General features: G+C 56.9%; 14 protein-coding genes. 12 read left to right on the forward strand and 2 right to left on the reverse strand.

Annotated features, from left to right (window positions below; translation table 11 throughout):
- Positions 1 to 50 precede the first annotated feature (50 nt).
- Entirely contained in the window at positions 51 to 1,445 is a 1,395-nt protein-coding gene (glmU, locus tag VN24_RS10385) for a bifunctional UDP-N-acetylglucosamine diphosphorylase/glucosamine-1-phosphate N-acetyltransferase GlmU (RefSeq protein ID WP_274520430.1), read from the forward strand.
- 223 nt (positions 1,446 to 1,668) lie between these two features.
- Positions 1,669 to 2,319, forward strand: a complete 651-nt coding sequence (locus tag VN24_RS10390) for a 50S ribosomal protein L25 (RefSeq protein ID WP_045670355.1) — start codon at positions 1,669 to 1,671, stop codon at positions 2,317 to 2,319.
- Between the two features lie 825 nt (positions 2,320 to 3,144).
- On the opposite strand, the gene VN24_RS10395 is transcribed toward VN24_RS10390, so the two are convergent.
- On the reverse strand, positions 3,145 to 3,345 hold the full coding sequence (locus VN24_RS10395; protein ID WP_045670356.1) for a hypothetical protein: 201 nt from the start codon (positions 3,343 to 3,345) through the stop codon (positions 3,145 to 3,147).
- A gap of 131 nt (positions 3,346 to 3,476) precedes the next feature.
- Here VN24_RS10395 and pth point away from each other — a divergent pair, with 131 nt between their 5' ends.
- The 10 genes from pth to spoVT all read left to right on the forward strand — a co-directional run bounded on the left by pth (position 3,477) and on the right by spoVT (position 15,714).
- Positions 3,477 to 4,040, forward strand: coding sequence for an aminoacyl-tRNA hydrolase (gene pth / locus VN24_RS10400; protein ID WP_045673172.1), 564 nt, complete (start codon positions 3,477 to 3,479; stop codon positions 4,038 to 4,040).
- Between the two features lie 98 nt (positions 4,041 to 4,138).
- The gene (locus VN24_RS10405; RefSeq protein ID WP_045670357.1) at positions 4,139 to 4,372 is read left to right on the forward strand and encodes an anti-sigma-F factor Fin family protein; all 234 of its coding nucleotides are present in this window, start codon (positions 4,139 to 4,141) and stop codon (positions 4,370 to 4,372) included.
- A gap of 206 nt (positions 4,373 to 4,578) precedes the next feature.
- Entirely contained in the window at positions 4,579 to 8,214 is a 3,636-nt protein-coding gene (gene mfd, locus VN24_RS10410) for a transcription-repair coupling factor (protein ID WP_193790127.1), read from the forward strand.
- 60 nt (positions 8,215 to 8,274) lie between these two features.
- Complete coding sequence (locus tag VN24_RS10415; protein WP_045670358.1) at positions 8,275 to 9,363, forward strand: peptidylprolyl isomerase; 1,089 nt, start codon at positions 8,275 to 8,277, stop codon at positions 9,361 to 9,363.
- Positions 9,364 to 9,891: 528 nt separating this feature from the next.
- Positions 9,892 to 11,175, forward strand: a complete 1,284-nt coding sequence (gene urtA, locus VN24_RS10420) for an urea ABC transporter substrate-binding protein (RefSeq protein ID WP_045670359.1) — start codon at positions 9,892 to 9,894, stop codon at positions 11,173 to 11,175.
- Between the two features lie 100 nt (positions 11,176 to 11,275).
- Positions 11,276 to 12,181 carry an urea ABC transporter permease subunit UrtB gene (gene urtB, locus VN24_RS10425; protein ID WP_045670360.1) on the forward strand — a complete coding sequence of 302 codons (906 nt, stop codon included), beginning with the start codon at positions 11,276 to 11,278 and terminating at the stop codon, positions 12,179 to 12,181.
- 19 nt (positions 12,182 to 12,200) lie between these two features.
- Positions 12,201 to 13,316, forward strand: coding sequence for an urea ABC transporter permease subunit UrtC (gene urtC, locus VN24_RS10430; RefSeq protein ID WP_045670361.1), 1,116 nt, complete (start codon positions 12,201 to 12,203; stop codon positions 13,314 to 13,316).
- The gene (gene urtD / locus VN24_RS10435; RefSeq protein ID WP_045670362.1) at positions 13,313 to 14,077 is read left to right on the forward strand and encodes an urea ABC transporter ATP-binding protein UrtD; all 765 of its coding nucleotides are present in this window, start codon (positions 13,313 to 13,315) and stop codon (positions 14,075 to 14,077) included. The genes urtC and urtD overlap by 4 nt, the downstream gene beginning before the upstream one ends.
- The gene (urtE, locus tag VN24_RS10440; RefSeq protein WP_045670363.1) at positions 14,064 to 14,759 is read left to right on the forward strand and encodes an urea ABC transporter ATP-binding subunit UrtE; all 696 of its coding nucleotides are present in this window, start codon (positions 14,064 to 14,066) and stop codon (positions 14,757 to 14,759) included. Before urtD ends, urtE begins: the two co-directional genes overlap by 14 nt.
- A gap of 415 nt (positions 14,760 to 15,174) precedes the next feature.
- Positions 15,175 to 15,714 carry a stage V sporulation protein T gene (spoVT, locus tag VN24_RS10445; RefSeq protein ID WP_045673174.1) on the forward strand — a complete coding sequence of 180 codons (540 nt, stop codon included), beginning with the start codon at positions 15,175 to 15,177 and terminating at the stop codon, positions 15,712 to 15,714.
- A gap of 344 nt (positions 15,715 to 16,058) precedes the next feature.
- On the opposite strand, the gene VN24_RS10455 is transcribed toward spoVT, so the two are convergent.
- Positions 16,059 to 17,381 (reverse strand): DUF4397 domain-containing protein, encoded by a 1,323-nt coding sequence (locus VN24_RS10455; RefSeq protein ID WP_045670365.1) that lies wholly within the window; start codon positions 17,379 to 17,381, stop codon positions 16,059 to 16,061.
- Positions 17,382 to 17,400 lie beyond the last annotated feature (19 nt).

Genomic DNA, 17,400 nt, shown 5'->3' on the forward strand with positions numbered 1-17,400 from the left:
GAATGGGATATATTTTGTATCAAGCAAACAATCTGGGAGGGACTTCAACGTTGAACGTTATGGCGGTTGTGCTTGCGGCCGGACAAGGCAAGCGGATGAAATCGAAACTGTACAAGGTGCTGCACCCGGTTTGCGGCAAGCCGATGGTCGGTCATGTGCTTGAAGCGGTAAAGGGAGCGTCCTGCAAACGGACGGTCGTCGTCGTCGGACACGGAGCGGAAGCGGTGCAAAGCTACCTCGGGGATGCGGCGGAATACGCGCTGCAGGAACAGCAGCTCGGTACGGGCCACGCGGTGCGCCAGACCGAATCGCTGCTGGGCGGCGAGGAAGGCACAACGATCGTCATTTGCGGCGATACGCCGCTTGTAACGGCGGAGACGATTCGCGCGATGCTGGAGCTGCATCAGACGAGCGGCGCGGCGGCAACCGTGCTGACGGCGGCGTTAGACGACCCGACGGGTTACGGACGCGTCATTCGCGGGGATAGCGGCGTGGAGCGCATCGTCGAGCAGAAGGACTGTACGCTGGAGGAAGCGGCGGTTAACGAAATCAATACGGGGACGTACTGCTTCGATAACCGCAAGCTGTTCGCGGCGCTGGGCGAAGTGACGAGCAACAACGCGCAGGGCGAATTTTATTTGACCGATGTGATCGGCATCTTCCGCCGGGCGGGCGAAGGAGTGGAAGGGCTCTGCCTGTCCGACAACGCTGAAGCGATCGGCGTCAACGACCGCATTGCGCTGTCCGAGGCGGAGCGGCTGATGCGGGAGCGTATCGTCAGAAAGCATCAGGTGAACGGCGTAACCGTTATCGATCCGGCATCCACTTACATCGAAGCGGGCGTTAAGATCGGAGCGGATACGGTCGTATACCCCGGAACGGTGCTGCGCGGGGAGACGGTCATCGGCGAAGACTGCATCATCGGACCGCAGGCCGACATTGAGCGATCGGTCATCGGAAGCGGCGTGAGCGTCCGTTATTCCGTCATCAACGAATCGGTCGTGGGCGATGAAAGCGCGGTAGGTCCGTACGCGAACTTAAGGCCGGGCTCCAAACTGGGTAAAGAAGTGAAAATCGGCGATTTTGTCGAGCTGAAGAACGCGACGCTTGACGACGGAACCAAAGTTTCCCATCTCAGTTATGTGGGCGACGCGGTCGTGGGCAAAGACGTCAATATCGGCTGCGGTGCCATTACCGTCAATTATGACGGCTTCAATAAATCGAAAACGGTCATCGGCGACGGCGCTTTTGTAGGCAGCAACGTCAATCTGATCGCGCCGGTGACGATTGGCGACGGCGCCTACGTCGTTGCCGGCTCCACGATCACGAGCGACGTGCCGGGAGGCGATCTGGCCATCGCCCGCGAACGCCAGGTAAACAAGCCGGGCTACGCGGACAAAATCCGCGCGCGCGCCAAGGCGAAGAAAGAGCGGGCGGGCAAGTAGCCCGCCTTTTTTATAGGGATCCGGCTGCAGCAAGGGCATCATTTTCATCCGACTGGAGCCAAGGTCTTCATGTTCGATAAAGCTTGGCGTGTTTAGGAGACGGCTGGAATGGGTAAATTGTTATGGATACTGAATACGGTGATCATTCTCACGGTTGGACACGCTCCTTGAACCGGAGTTTCGTCGTCCATGCGAATGAAAATTCCTTAGGAGGGGATTCACGATGTCGTTATCCATGACAGCCGAGCATCGTCCCGTCGGCACGAAAGGCAGTCTCCATCAGTTAAGAAAGCAGGGAAAGGTGCCTGCAGTCGTCTATGGCAAAAACATTCAAGGTTCGGCGCCGCTTGCGATTGAGGAGAAGGAACTGCTGGCGCTGCTGCGTTCCCATCCCCACGCCGTCATCGACATTGAGGTTCCGGGTTCCGGCAAACAGCCGGTGATGGTGACGGACGTTCAGCGGGATCCGCTGACGCGGCAGGTGCTGCATATCGATCTTCACCAGATCAATATGAACGAAGAAGTGAAGACGCAGGTGCGTTTGGAATTAACCGGCGATTCCGCAGGCGTGCGCGAAGGCGGCGTGTTGTCCCTGCTGCAGCACGATATTGAGATTCAGTGCTTGCCGGCCAACATACCGGAGGCGATCGAAGTGGACGTTTCGGCGCTCGACATCGGCGATATGCTGCACGTGAGCGATTTGAAGCTGCCGGCGAATGTACAAGCCGTCTCTGTTCCGGATCTCGCCGTTGTAAGCGTCATGGCGCCGCAGAAAGATCTTACCGCAGAGGAAGCGGAAGATGCCGCTGTGGAAGAGAAGGAAGCCGACTCCCGCGCCGAAGAGGCGGAGCTGGAAGAAACGAAGTCGCTATAAACACAACGTTCGTGCTAGGTTGCGATCAAACCGAAATACCGGGTTTTGCCATCGCTTAACATACCGTTTACACAGGGCTGTCCCATAGGTTTTCGTGGTGGAATCCATACAGCTACCGATAAGCTTCAAAAACGTAAAAACGAACCGGTCAAAGGCTACCCTTGACCGGTTCGTTTGCGTTTGAGGTCTGCCGCCTCGGATCCTCGTTTGTTGAATTGTTACGAACTCCGTAGACGTTATTTGAAGGAAATGAAGCACTTTAAAATTGTAACGGATCCCAGCGATGCTATTCACTGAAACAGAACGTATTTCGTCTGTTTATCTGTGCAATAGCGAATCTGGTGAGGCTGTCGATTAATTGTGGTCAGTATTAATGTGAACGGACACATGCAGAGAATGTATATGATTTTTCGGATACATATACAGAATCAGGGCTCAAATCACATTTTGTATATGAATTTTCGGATAGAATCGACTGATTCGGTGTGTGTGCCGCTCATTATGTATGATTTTTCGCATACATTTTGTGGTCTCCCGCAGATTTCCGAAGTTATGAACAGATAATCGACAGGCTCCTGGTGTCCGTTACTTTTGAGATATGGACATTTTAAGGCAAATAAGAGCAATGAGGTTCGCTATGGATCGCCCACCGGGTGGAGGAGGATATAACGACAAAAAAGCGTGCCTGCTCAGGGCACGCTTTTTTGTTCAACTATAGACACAGGTTGTTTCACGCTTATGCAAGCTTATTATTTCGCTATAAAACGAAATTTCCGATGAAAGAGCCGTTTTCGACTGATGCGTCTACACGTACATTGTGCCGGATTAATATCCGGGCCGCGAAATAAACGTAAACAGGCTGCGGTTGTACAATATGTTGTTGATGCGCACAAATTTTGCCGTGAAATTTTCGATAAAGCCGATATCGCTGTGCTGCTTGCCGCAATAAATCTGGACGGGTACCCGATATTCGATATGATCCTTGAAATGTCCATCCTCATAAATCGTCTGACCGTTCAAGTACATCGCTTTTTCCCCTTCTTTATGATAAATTTGTCCATACAAACGTTTCGTATACTTAGATGACAATCAGGGGGGCGCAATCGTTGCACCCGCTTAAAAAATTTTTTTGGAAAAAAGGGAGAGGGCGTTCAAGCATGAAATGGATTGTAGGGCTCGGCAATCCCGGAGCCGCTTACGAAGATACGCGTCACAATATCGGATTCAAAGTGATCGACGCGCTGGCCGAGCGCTGGAACATAAAAGTGAAAGACAGCAAATGCCGGGGGCTGCTGGGCGAAGGCAACGTGCGGGGAACGAAGGTGGTGCTGCTCAAGCCGATGACCTATATGAACTTGTCCGGAGAGTCGGTACGCGCGCTGATGGACTATTTCAAGTCGCCGCTGGAAGACGGCCTTATTATTTATGACGACATGGATACGGCAACGGGATCGATCCGTTTGCGCTATCAGGGCGGACCGGGGGGCCATAACGGCATCAAATCGATTATCCAGCATACCGGAACGCAGCAGTTCAACCGGATCCGGATGGGCGTCTCCCGCCCGCAGCATCCAGGCGTCAACATCGCCGATTACGTGCTGTCCAATTTTCCGAAGAGCGAGCGCGAGGCGGTCGGCTCGATGATCGACGCCGCTTGCGAAGCGTCGGAGTTTTCACTGGCCAACACGTTTGAGCATACGATGGGGAAGTTTAATAAATAGGCTTAGCGGCTTGCAGCGCCATTTTTCTTTATTCGCCTTCTAAATCTCCGCCAACCTGGACATACTGAAGCGTATAACGACTGTCCAGGAGGCATAAAATGGCTGTACATTACATTTGCCGGCATTGCAAATCGAATCTCGGTTCCATCGGCAGCGACGTTCGGGTTACGGAGCATCAGCTTGGCTTCGATTTCTTGACCCCCGAGGAACGCAGCGATATAATAGCGTATGACCTGAGCGGAGACGTGCGGGTGAATGTAGTATGCGAGTACTGCAGCGAAGCGCTGGAGAACAACCCCGAACTGCTGCTGGTATCGAGTCCGCTGCAGTAAGCGGCCTCTCCCGGCCTCATGCGGTTTATGGTTAAGAGCCTTGGCAACACAAGCTGAGGCTTCTTTGCGTGTTTAAGACGACGTCGTTTCCGAACAAGGGGGGCCGTTCCCGGCCTGTGGCAGACCGCCGGGGCATGGACGCGGAAGGGAAGGAACGGGCGTCAAAGCGAGTGTTTCATGGGAATAGAAAAGAGGTGCCGCAGACGTTGAAAGCGTTACTAGAGGCTTTTGCCGCGGATTCGGATTTTCAGTCGGTCGTTACCGGTATCCGCAACGGAATGAAAGAGCAGTTAATATCGGGTCTTGCGGGCTCTTCCCGCCAAGTGATGATGGCTGCGGTAAGAGGGCAGCTGGAGCGGCCGATGCTTGTGGTCACCCACAATATGTTCGCGGCCCAGAAGATCGCCGAAGACCTGCAGGAATGTTTGCCGGAAGGCGACGTCATGCTTTATCCCGCCAACGAATTGGTGGCAGCCGAAGCGGCGATCTCGAGCCCCGAGACGCTCGCGCAGCGCATGGATGTGCTGATCCGGCTGTCGCAAGGGTTTCGCGGGATTGTTGTCGTGCCGTTCTCCGGCGTCCGCAGGTATTTGCCCGTGCGCGGCGTCATGGCGGAAGCGCAAATCGAGCTAAACGTCGGCGATACGCTGCCGATGGAACAATTTCTGCGGCGGATGAACGGGCTCGGTTATGTGCGGGCGGACCGCGTTGAGAACAAGGGCGAGATGAGCGTCCGCGGCGGGATCGCGGATTTCTATCCGCTAACGGTTCCGTATGCGCTGCGGATCGAGTGGTTCGACGACGAGATCGATTCCATCCGCACGTTCGATCCGGCCGACCAGCGCTCGATCGATAAGCTGCAGTCGTATGTCGTTCCGCCGTGTCAGGAAATCGTCGCCGACGAGCGCCGGTATGCGAATGCGGCACAGCATGCGTCCGAGCTTCTGGAAGCTCAGCTCGAGAAGATGAGCGACCGCGCGGCCAAAGACCGGCTGCGGAGCGAGATCGGGTCGGAGCTGGAGAAGCTGCGGCAGCACATTCATTTTTCAGAAATTTATAAATATATCGCATTGCTGTACCCCGAACGCCAGACGCTGCTCGATTATATGCCGGCGGACACGCTGCTCGTGTTCGACGAGCCGACGCGCCTGATCGAGACGGCGCGCCAGCTCGAGCGGGACGAGGCGGAATGGGCGACGCATCAGCTGGGGAGTGGCAAGACGCTGCCCGGCTTCAAGGTGGCCCGGGACAGCGAGGAGATTTTGCACCACCGCCCGTTTCCTTCTTTGTTCCTCTCCTTGTTTCTGAGGCAAATTCCGCATACGCAGCCGCAAAATATTTTGAACTTCATGTGCCGCGGCATGCAAAATTTCCACGGACAGATGAATGTGTTGAAAGCGGAGATGGAGCGCTGGAAAAAGGCCGGGGCGAATGTGATGATGCTTGCCGGCAACGCCGAGCGGATGGAGCGGATGCGGCGCGTGCTCGGCGATTACGGCATCGAGCCGCCGCAGCTGCTTGAAGGCAACCTGCAAAGCGGGTTCGAGCTGCCGTCGACCCATCTGGTCGTCATTACCGAGGGCGAAATGTTCTCGCAGAAGCAGCGCAAGGTGCGCCGGCTGGACAAAAAAATCGACAACGCCGAGCGGATCAAAAGCTATACCGAGCTGAAGGTGGGCGATTATGTCGTTCACCAGAACCACGGCATCGGCAAATATTTGGGCATTGGCACACTGGAAATCGGCGGCATTCATAAGGATTATATGCACATTATGTACGCGGCCGGAGATAAGCTGTCGGTTCCGATCGAACAGATCGACATGATTCAGAAATATGTCGGCTCGGAAGAGAAAGAACCGAAAGTATACAAGCTGGGCGGCAGCGAATGGACACGCGTCAAAAATAAAGTGCGCAGCTCCGTCCAGGACATTGCCGACGACCTGATCAAGCTATACGCCGAGCGTCAGGCTGCCGAGGGATACGGCTTCGGCAAGGACACGCCGTATCAGCAGGAGTTCGAGGCGATGTTTCCTTACGACGAGACGCGCGACCAGCTGCGGGCGATCGAAGAGATCAAGAAGGACATGGAGACGGCTCGTCCGATGGACCGGCTGCTGTGCGGCGATGTGGGCTATGGCAAGACGGAGGTGGCGGTGCGCGCCGCATTCAAGGCGGCGATCGAGGGCAAGCAGGTCGCGATTCTCGTTCCGACGACGATTCTCGCGCAGCAGCATTACGAGACGTTCCGCGAGCGTTTCGCCGAATATCCGTTCAACATTCAAGTGCTCAGCCGCTTCCGTTCGCGCAAGGAGCAGAACGAGACGATGAAGGGGCTGAAGACGGGCGCCGTCGATGTCGTCATCGGCACGCACCGGCTTTTGTCGCAGGACGTTATTTTCAAGGATTTGGGTCTGCTCATCGTCGACGAAGAGCAGCGCTTCGGCGTATCCCACAAGGAGAAGCTGAAAAAGCTGAAGGCGAACGTGGACGTGCTGACGCTGACGGCGACGCCGATCCCGCGGACGCTCCATATGTCGATGCTCGGCGTGCGCGATTTGTCGGTCATCGAGACTCCGCCGGAAAACCGGTTTCCGGTACAGACCTACGTGGTAGAGTACAGTCCGGCGCTCGTGCGGGAAGCGATCGAGCGCGAGCTGGCGCGCGGAGGGCAGGTGTACTACCTGTACAACCGCGTGCAGGGCATTTACCAGATGGCTGAGCAAATTACGGCGCTCGTTCCGGATGCCAAGGTGGCGGTCGGCCACGGGCAGATGTCCGAGCAGGAGCTGGAAAAAACGATACTCGACTTCCTCGACGGGGAGTCGGACGTGCTCGTGAGCACGAGCATCATCGAGACGGGGGTGGACATCCCCAACGTCAATACGCTGATCGTGCATGACGCCGACAAGATGGGCTTATCCCAGCTGTACCAGCTGCGCGGACGCGTCGGGCGCTCGAACCGGATCGCTTACGCCTATTTTACGTACCAGCGCGATAAAGTGCTGACGGAGGTGGCGGAGAAACGGCTGCAGTCGATCAAGGAGTTTACGGAGCTCGGCTCCGGCTTCAAGATCGCGATGCGCGATCTGGCGATCCGCGGGGCCGGCAATCTGCTCGGGGCGGAGCAGCACGGCTTCATCGCCTCGGTCGGCTTCGATCTGTACTCGCAGATGCTGGCTGATGAAATCGCCCGCCGCAAAACGGAAATGTACGGCGCGGACAGCGTTCCCGAAAAGACGGTCCAGACGAGTATCGATTTGAGCCTGGACGCTTACTTACCGTCGGATTACATCTACGACAGCATTCAGAAAATCGAGATTTACAAAAAGGTGGCGACGATCCGTTCGCTCGAAGAAGCGGAGGATCTGCGCGAGGAGCTCGTCGACCGCTTCGGCGATTTGCCGCAGGCGGTCGAGACGCTGCTTGCGGTCGGGCGTCTGAAAGTATACGGAGCCGAATGCGGCATCGAGTCGGTCGGCGGCAAAGGCGACGACTGGTCGTTCAAGCTTGCGCCCGGCGAAGCGGCGCGCACCGACACGAAGAAGGTCGATCTGCTCTGTCTCGAGTTCGAAAACCGCTTCAAACGAAATCCGACAAAAGATGCGCAGCCGGAGCTTCAGCTTCGCGGCAGAGGGCTTACGGCCGAGCAGAAGCTGGAGCTGACCGAGCGTTTCCTGCAGCGGTACCGGGAAGCGGTCTCCCCCCGCGCCAAAGCGAAGGAGGGGAAATCACCCGGGCCCGCTGCGGAAACGGATGAAGCCGCGGGCGGGGCGGAGCGTGCGCAGCCTGCGGACCGGACGGGAAGACGAGGCCGCGAAGATATGGAAAATGTGGCACCATAGCGAAGAACGAGATTTTTTACTGCACTAGAGCAATGTCAAAGAGCTGAAAGGGGACACACCATGTTGCATAATAAAGAGCGGTCCGTGTGGCGCGTAAGTCTGCTGCTGCTGCTGACCGCGGCTCTCATGCTGACGGCTGCGGCTTGCGGGAAGAAGGACGACAGCGCAGCTTTTTCGGGAGCTGGAAAAGGAACCGTCATCGCGACTTACAAAGACGGAGAAGTGACGGACAAGGAGTTTGACAATTTTCTGAACGTATTCGGATTGATCAACGCCCAGTACGCGTCCGTCATTACGATTCCCCAATACAAGGACGAGCTGCTTAAGCAGTATATCGGCTATAAAATTTTGTACGACCGGGCTTCCGGCGACGCCAAGAAAAAAGCGAAAACAGAGGCGGACACGCAGTACAAATCGTTTGCGCAATCGACGGTAGGCGAGCAAACAGCAGCCGCCGCGATGAAAGCGAAAAATATTTCGGAGAGCGACGCGAAAGCGTTCTTTAATCTTGTGATGACGGTATCCGAGGGCATGAATGAAAAGGTGACCGACGACAAATTGAAGAAGCAGTTCGATAGCTCGAAGAATGATTTCACCGTCGTTACGGTGCGCCACGTTCTGGTTGCAATGAACGATGCGCAGACCGGCAAGGAATTGCGCAAGAAGGAAGCGGCGCTTGCACGAGCACAGGATGTGAAGAAGCTGCTTGCGGCGGATGATACCGAAGCGAACTGGAAGAAGATTGCAGCCGAATATTCCGACGATCCCGGCTCCAAGGAGCAGGGCGGCCAATATGCCGATCAGGCGGTGGGCAACTGGGTGGCGGCCTTCAAAAAGGCGGCTCTGGAACAAAAGGTCGGCGTGATCGGCGATCCGGTCGAGACCGAATACGGATACCATGTCATCAAGGTCGAGAAGCGCGAGCCCGTTACGTACGACAAGCTGTCCGAAAATCAAACGGGCGAGCTGAAAAACTCCGTCGTCAACAATGAGATGACGACATTTATGGAAAAAGAGCTGCCGACGCTCATTACGAAGCAGACGAAGTTTGCGGATGAGCAGCCGAAGTCCGGCGGAAACGGGACGGACGACAAGGCGAAAGAGGACGGCGGCTCAGCGGATAAGAAGGAAGACGGAAGCTCGAAATAATCTCGGGCAGCGTCAAAGAACGGCAAGTACGAAACAAAAGGCACAGGGCGTGTTGCGCTCTGTGCCTTTTTGCTGTGTTAAGGCCGCAATATAGGTTCATGACAGAAAATCTGCCACATTAAAACGTCATCTGAAGTTTAAAATTGGCGGCTCTGATCCATTTGATCATTGAAATGAATAATTACATCATAATTATGAAATACACGAACATTTTAGAATAACCCTGTTTTTAAAAACAGGAATAATTATGCATTTATTTTTTTAAAGATATCATTAGCTAATGATATGATAAGGACTAATTTCCTTATTTTAATCATATTATTCGATTGGATATGCAAGAAAAAGCGGGTTTTAGATCGTAATCTGTCGATGTTTGGAACGAGAGTAGATCGAAAGCACTGATTAATTTAAACATATGTTTCCATTATTGACATCAAATAAGGGCGATACATATAATCTGAATGACGAACGTTATAAAACCTTACATAAAAAACGTTCGTAAAAAGAGAGTCAGGGGTGTGTTATGAGATGGGGAGAACGGAGAAGAAACCGGTTCGGCTGATGCTGTTGGTGTTTGCGGTCATCCTGGCGCTTGCGGGATGCGGCAAAGCAAATGAACCTGCAGCGGGAACTACGGAAACAGGCGGGGAGAAGGCGGCGGAAGAGTCAGCTTCATCCGGCGATGCCGGCGGTGAAATCAAAGTAGGCGTTCTTCATTCGCTCAGCGGAACGATGGCGATCAGTGAAGTATCCGTTAAAGATGCCGAATTGATGGCGATCGACGAAATTAACGCCAAAGGCGGGGTGCTGGGCAAAAAGCTTGTGCCGGTCGTGGAGGACGGGGCTTCGGATTGGCCGACGTTCGCGGAGAAGGCGCGCAAGCTGCTGTCCGAAGACAAGGTGGCGACCGTGTTCGGAGGCTGGACCTCTTCCAGCCGCAAAGCGATGCTGCCGGTCTTTGAGGAGTTGAAAGGTTTGTTGTGGTATCCCGTTCAGTACGAAGGGCTGGAGACGTCCCCGTATATTTTCTATACCGGCGCGACGACGAACCAGCAGATCGTGCCCGCGGTATCGTGGCTGCTGGAAAACCGGGGCAAAAAGTTTTATTTGCTCGGCTCCGATTACGTATTCCCGCGCACGGCGAACAAAATTATTAAAGAGCAGCTGAAAGCCGAGGGCGGAGAAATGGCCGGCGAGGAATATACGCCGCTCGGCCATACCGATTACAGCACCATCATTAGCAAAATCAAGGCGGCGAAGCCGGATGTCGTGTTCAACACGCTCAATGGCGACAGCAACGTAGCCTTTTTCAAACAGCTGAAGGACGCCGGCATTACGTCGAAAGATTTGACGACGCTCTCGGTATCGGTCGCGGAAGAGGAAATCCGCGGGATCGGGACGGACGTGCTGGCCGGCCACCTGGCCGCCTGGAACTATTTCGAGACGACCGATACGGCGGCGAACAAAACGTTTTTGGACAATTACAAGAAAAAGTACGGCGCGGACCGTGTGACGGCCGACCCGATTGAAGCGGGCTACACGGCGGTGTATCTGTGGGCGGCGGCCGTCGAGAAAGCCGGCTCCACCGATGTGGAGAAGGTGAAGGAAGCGGCGAAGGAGCTGGAGTGGGACGCACCGGAGGGCAAAGTGAAGATCGACGGCGCCACGCAGCATCTGTACAAGACGGCCCGGATCGGCGAGGTGCAGAGCGACGGGCAGTTCAAGGAATTGTGGAACTCGGGCGAAGCGCTCAAACCGGACCCGTACTTGAAATCGTATCCTTGGGCGGCCAGCTTAAGCTCGGGCAGCTAGAGGATCGGCCAACGCTTCAGGCGCCGGCAGCGGCAATCGCCCGGCGCCTGAAGGCGTGCTCAGGGCGCCAGACGCCCGATAGGGGAAAGAGGGTGATTGAATGGACGTGTTCATGCTGCAGCTGTTCAACGGCGTAAGCGTCAGTTCGATTCTGCTGCTGATCGCGCTCGGTCTTGCCATTACATTCGGACTGATGAACGTCATTAATATGGCCCATGGCGAGCTCATCATGATCGGGGCTTATGCGGCTTATGTGACGCAGAATCTGTTCCGCAATTATGCGCCGGCGTCGGTATTCGATTCGTATTTTATCGCCGCGATTCCCGTCAGTTTCCTGGTCGCGTTTCTATTCGGGCTGCTGCTTGAAACCGTACTGATCCGGTTCATGTACGGGCGTCCGCTCGACAGCCTGCTCGCCACCTGGGGGGTGGGACTGGTGCTTCAGCAGCTCGCGCGCTCGATCTTCGGGGCGCCGAACGTAGGCGTAACGTCCCCGAAGTGGCTGGACGGAGGCATGACGGTGGCAAGCGGCGTCGTGCTGCCTTACAAGCGGCTGTTCATTATCGGGCTCGTCATCGTCTGCCTGCTGGCTATGTACGTCTACATTTACCGCAGCAATGCCGGACGCCGGATGAGAGCGGTGATGCAGAACCGCGAGATGGCCGCGTGTCTGGGCATTTCCACCCGCCGCGTCGATGCCGTCACGTTCGCGATCGGCTCCGGCATCGCCGGCATCGCGGGCTGCGCCCTGACGCTGCTCGGTCCGATCGGACCGTCCATCGGAACCTATTATATCGTCGACGCGTTTATGGTCGTTGTGCTCGGAGGAGTCGGGAAGCTGGTCGGCACCGTATTCGGCGCGCTCGGGATCGGGCTGACGAATACGCTGTTCGAATTTTGGACGACGGCATCGCTGGGCAAAGTGCTTGTCTTTCTGTGCATTGTCGCCTTCCTGCAGTGGAGACCGAAAGGGTTTGTGGCGATGCGGACGCGTTCGCTGGATTAGATAAAGGGAGATGAGAAGAATGCGAGCAGAGCGAAGCGGCGGATGGTTCACGCCGCGCACATTCCCGGTTCTGGTCGGTTATGCGGCTGCAGCGGCCGCCCTGTTCTCGGCGCCGCTCTACATCAGCGACTTCAGGCTGAACCTGCTGGCCAAGTTTCTGGCGTTCGCGATTGTGGCCGTCGGCCTGGACATGATTTGGGGCTACACCGGCATTTTAAGTCTGGGCCACGGCGTTTTTTTCGGACTGGGCGCTTACGCGATGGCGATGTACTTAAAGTTGGAAGCGAGCGGCGGCCGGCTGCCGGATTTCATGGACTGGAGCGGGATTACCGCGCTGCCGTGGTTTTGGAAGCCGTTCGGCAGCTTCGGCTTCGCCGTCATCATGGGCATTGCGATACCGGCGCTGCTAGCGCTCGTGCTCGGCTATTTTACGTTCCGCAACCGGATCCGCGGCGTTTATTTCACGATTTTGACGCAGGCGCTGGTTATCATTACCGTGACGCTCATTACCGGGCAGCAGGCGTATACGGGCGGAACGAACGGTGTTACCGGGTACTCCAAGCTGCTCGGCTATTCGCTTTCTTCGCCGGAAACGAAGACCGCCCTTTATATGATTACCGCCGCCGCGCTGCTGATCACGCTGATCGTCTGCCGGCTGATCGTGAAGAGCCGGTTCGGGAAAGTGCTGCGCGCGATTCGCGACGGCGAAAACCGGGTCCGGTTTATCGGATACAACCCGGCGCTGTACCAAATGGTCGTGTTTGCCGTCTCGGCCGGCTTTGCCGGGCTGGCGGGGATGCTGTTCGTCCTGCATGTCGGCATTATTTCGCCGTCGATGATGAGCATTGTCCCTTCAATCGAGATGGTGCTGTGGGTCGCCATCGGCGGCCGGGGCACGCTGTTCGGCGCGGCGCTCGGAGCGGTGCTGTTGAACTGGGCGAAGAGCGCGTTCAGCGAATCGTATCCCGATGCCTGGCTTTTCTTTATGGGCGCGCTGTTTGTGATTGTCGTCGTTTTTCTGCCTAAAGGGGTCGTGGGGCTGCTGCAGCTTCTGTTCCGGCGGCGAAAAAGCAAGGACGGACACGGACGCCGCGAGGCCGTTTATCCGGCGGAGAAGGAAGGTGCGGGCGCATGAACGATACGATTCTGAAGTGCGAGGACATTATGGTGGAGTTCGACGGCTTCAAGGCGGTGCAGGGGATGAGCCTGACGCTGAAGAGAGGCGAGCTGCGCTTTCTGATCGGGCCGAACGGCGCGGGAAAAACGACGATGCTCGACGCCATCTGCGGCAAGGTGCGCCCGTCGGGCGGGAAAGTCATCTTTAAAGGGACGATCGATGTGACGCGCAAGAAGGAGCACCAGATTGCCGAAATGGGCATCGGCCGCAAGTTCCAGGCGCCCTCGATCTTCCCGACGCTGACGGTGGAGGAAAATCTGGAAATATCGGTGCGCCAGGACCGCGGCGTGCTGGCGACGTTATTCGCGCGCATGAAGCCGGAGCAGCGGGAGCGGATCGACGCCGGGCTTGCGATGATCGGCCTGCAGGACAAAGGAAGCTGGCGCGCGGGCAGTCTATCGCACGGGGAGAAGCAGTGGCTCGAAATCGGCATGATGCTGCTGCAGGAGCCGGAGATTCTGCTGCTCGACGAGCCGGTGGCGGGAATGACCGACCGCGAGACGGAAAAGACGGGCGCGCTGCTGCAGACGATCGCAAAGGACCGCTCGATCGTCGTTGTGGAGCACGATATGGAGTTCGTGCGCAATTTTGCGAGCAAGGTGACCGTGATGCATGAGGGGAAGCTGCTTACGGAAGGGACGATGGAGCAGGTGCAGCAGGACGACCGGGTGACGGAAGTGTATCTTGGACAAAGGCGGGATCGGCATGCTGACGGTTGAACAGCTGGAAGCGGGATACGGCGAAAGCGTCATTTTGCGGGGCGTGACGCTGAAGGTGGAGCCCGGGCAGGTCGTTTGCCTGCTCGGCCGCAACGGGGTCGGCAAGACGACGCTGATGAAAAGCGTGATGGGCGTGCTGAAGGCGCGCAAAGGAACGGTGAGGTACGCGGGCAAAGATCTCACCAGGCGTCCTCCGGGGGAGCGGGCGCGCAGCGGGCTCGGCTACGTGCCGCAGGGGCGCGAAATTTTTCCGCAGCTGACGGTGCGCGACAATATAATGATCGGCCTCGAAGCTTCGCGCACCAGAACGAAAACCATTCCGGACGAAGCCGTCGCCAAATTCCCGGCGCTGCCCGCCATGTACGGCCGCAGAGGCGGCGATTTGAGCGGCGGACAGCAGCAGCAGCTCGCATTCGCGCGGGCGCTCGTGTCTCGCCCTGAGGTGCTTCTCCTCGACGAGCCGTGCGAAGGCATCCAGCCTTCGATCGTCGACGATATCCGTGAAGTGATCCGTTCCATCAAGGCGGCCGGCCGGACGGCGATTCTGCTGGTGGAGCAAAACGTGGAGTTCGTAAGAAGCGTCGGCGACTATTTTTATATATTGGAAAAGGGAACCGTTGCCTGGGAAGGCACGCCGGAGGCGCTGACCGACGATATCGTGCGCCATTATTTGACGGTATAACATGCAAGGCCGGCTGCGGCAAGGACATCCGAAGGGAGGCTTCGGATGCTTGCTCCGCTGCCGGCCCTGCTTTTGTACACTGCGCGCAAGCTCCGGGAACTCGTCTCGTAAGCGTGGTGATACTTGACGGCGGTCAACGTACGAACACGCTTCCGGCCTGGCGAGGCTGGCTGCACGGCATGACTACCGCCGGATCACATGAATGGTTATCTGCAGAACGGGAAACGGCGTTCCATTCTGCGAAAGCGTTTTTATTTTTCGCCGGACGCCTGTTTACGGCCATGCATAAGAAAATGGGAGCGGATGAATACTATGGGCAGATTCGAAACTTTACACACGGATCACTCCTGTTCCCAGATAAAAACTGCAACGTCCAGTCGACTTAACTCTTCAAGGAAAGCGGGGCAACATGACAATGAAAGCAACTGGAATTGTGCGTCGAATCGATGATCTTGGCCGGGTAGTCATACCGAAAGAAATCCGCCGTACGCTGCGCATCCGCGAGGGCGATCCGCTTGAAATTTTCGTGGACCGCGACGGAGAAGTGATATTGAAAAAATATTCCCCGATCGGCGAGCTTGGCGATTTCGCCAAAGAATATGCCGAGTCGCTGAACGAGAGCACGGGCCACATTACAATGATTTCCGACCGGGACGCCATCATTGCCGTTGCCGGCGCCTCCAAGAAAGAATATATGGACAAGCCGATCGGCTCGCTGCTCGAAAGCTGCATGGAAAACCGGAAGGCCGTTTTGGAAACGGGCGGCGAGTACGAAATTGTGAAAAATGCCCCGGAGACGTTCTCTTCAATCGTTGCCGCTCCAATTATTGCAGGCGGAGACCCGATCGGCACCGTCATCCTGCTCAGCAAGGAAGAAGGCGTAAAGATGGCCCAGATGGAGCAAAAAATGGCCGAGACGGCGGCCGGGTTTCTCGCCAAACAGATGGAGCAGTGAGATGGGCAAACAGGCTTCCACGCCGCGAAGAAAAAGTTCTTCCCGGCGCGGAAGCCTGTTTGTTTGGGCGGGGCGGTTGGAGGGGGATGCGGTCGACTGCCGTCACGCATGCCACACCGCGCGCTTGAAATTGCGCGCGGTACGAAATGGCGGCAAGCTCGCCAATAGCGCAGCCATTGTCTGCTCCTTCCTAGTGAAAAAGGAGAGCGGAGCGGACTAATTGTTCTGGAGAAGCGGAGCGTTCGCCTTTGTCCCCGGATTCGTACCTTTTCAAATTCGATTCAAAATGAATCCGGGGACAACAGCGATCGGAAGAATAATTAGTCCGCGCAGCCAGCACTTTTTCATCCTCCCCTCTCGTCGTGCAACAAAATCGTCTCCAGCGGCGGGTTTCCGCCCTTGATTCCGACCGCGATTGCGGTTGTGACCGTGCCGGGGGCAAACTCGATGGCGGCCGATTCCAGCAGCGGCCGGGGGGAACCGGTGGGCATGATCTGCAAATCGGCACAGAGCGGCGCAAGGGTCACATAAGAGGACGCTTCGGCAAATTCGATGTTGCGGTACAGCGTGCCCCCGTCCCTGAACATGACGTCGGTGCCGCCTTCCTGAGGAGCAAGATGAATGAACCGCGTTTTGGCGCATCCGTCCGCGACGGACCGTTCGTCCCGGAACAAACAGAGCCTCATTTCGTCCGGAGAACCGCCGGCCGCCGCCGCCGTGTAAGAGACGCCGCTCTCGAGATCGACGGTTTCCGTCAGCCGGACGAGCTTGCGCCGCGCTTCCGCCCAATGGAAGGTGCAGGCGCCCGGACGAACGTCGATATAATCGGTGATGCTCTTATAAGCAAGCGAAGCGGCGATTTGCGACCCGGCCGCATGGACGTCGAATGCCGGCGCGCCGGGACAGGCATTCAGCACACGCACCCGCGCGGACGGCTCCTTTGTGACCGGAGCATGAAGCGGCAGCGGCTCATTGCCCGGCGGCGGCGCGTTACCCGCCAATAGCCCGTACCCGTGACCCGGCATTGCCGCATATGCGTCGGGTACGGCGGCGAATTGGGCGGGCGGGCGCTCCGCCTGGAAGCTTTTCAATATCTGGTTGCCGTCGGGATAATAAGGCGGCGGAAACGGATAGGCGGCAGAAGTACCGGATACGGTTCCGGCGGTGCCCGGAGCAGGGAAGCTTGAAGCGCCGAACGGCGGATCGCGGTAAGCGCCGGAATCCGGAAAGCCGTAAGCGCCGGGCGCGGGATCGTTTAGAGCGCCGGAAGCCGGATGAGCGTCCATACCGGCTTGAACGGCCGTATCCGGACGGGGTTCATAAGAGCCGCCAGGATAAGCTAACGGGCCGTTGGGAGGAAGAAAGCTCCCGGGCTGCAGCGGATAGTAGGGCGGATCGTTATAACCGGACAGCGGGGCGGCATGCGCAAACCCGGGGAAAAACCCGGCTTGCATGTAAGGATCGCCATGGGCCGGGACAAGCGAGCCGCGGTCGCTGAACGGATCGCCGTAAGCATGCACCGCATCGGCAAGCTTGCGCACGCTGGCGATGTACAGTCCGTTGTAATGTTCGTGCAGATCGCGGTTTGAAGATTGATAGAGCTGGGCAAGCAGGCCGTAAAGGCTCGCTTTTTTCCATTCCATAATGGTGAAGTCGTGCGGCGTCATCGGTCATTCCTCCTTCGCA

The sequence above is a fragment of the Paenibacillus beijingensis genome, assembly GCF_000961095.1.
GTDB classification, from domain to species: domain Bacteria; phylum Bacillota; class Bacilli; order Paenibacillales; family Paenibacillaceae; genus Paenibacillus_O; species Paenibacillus_O beijingensis.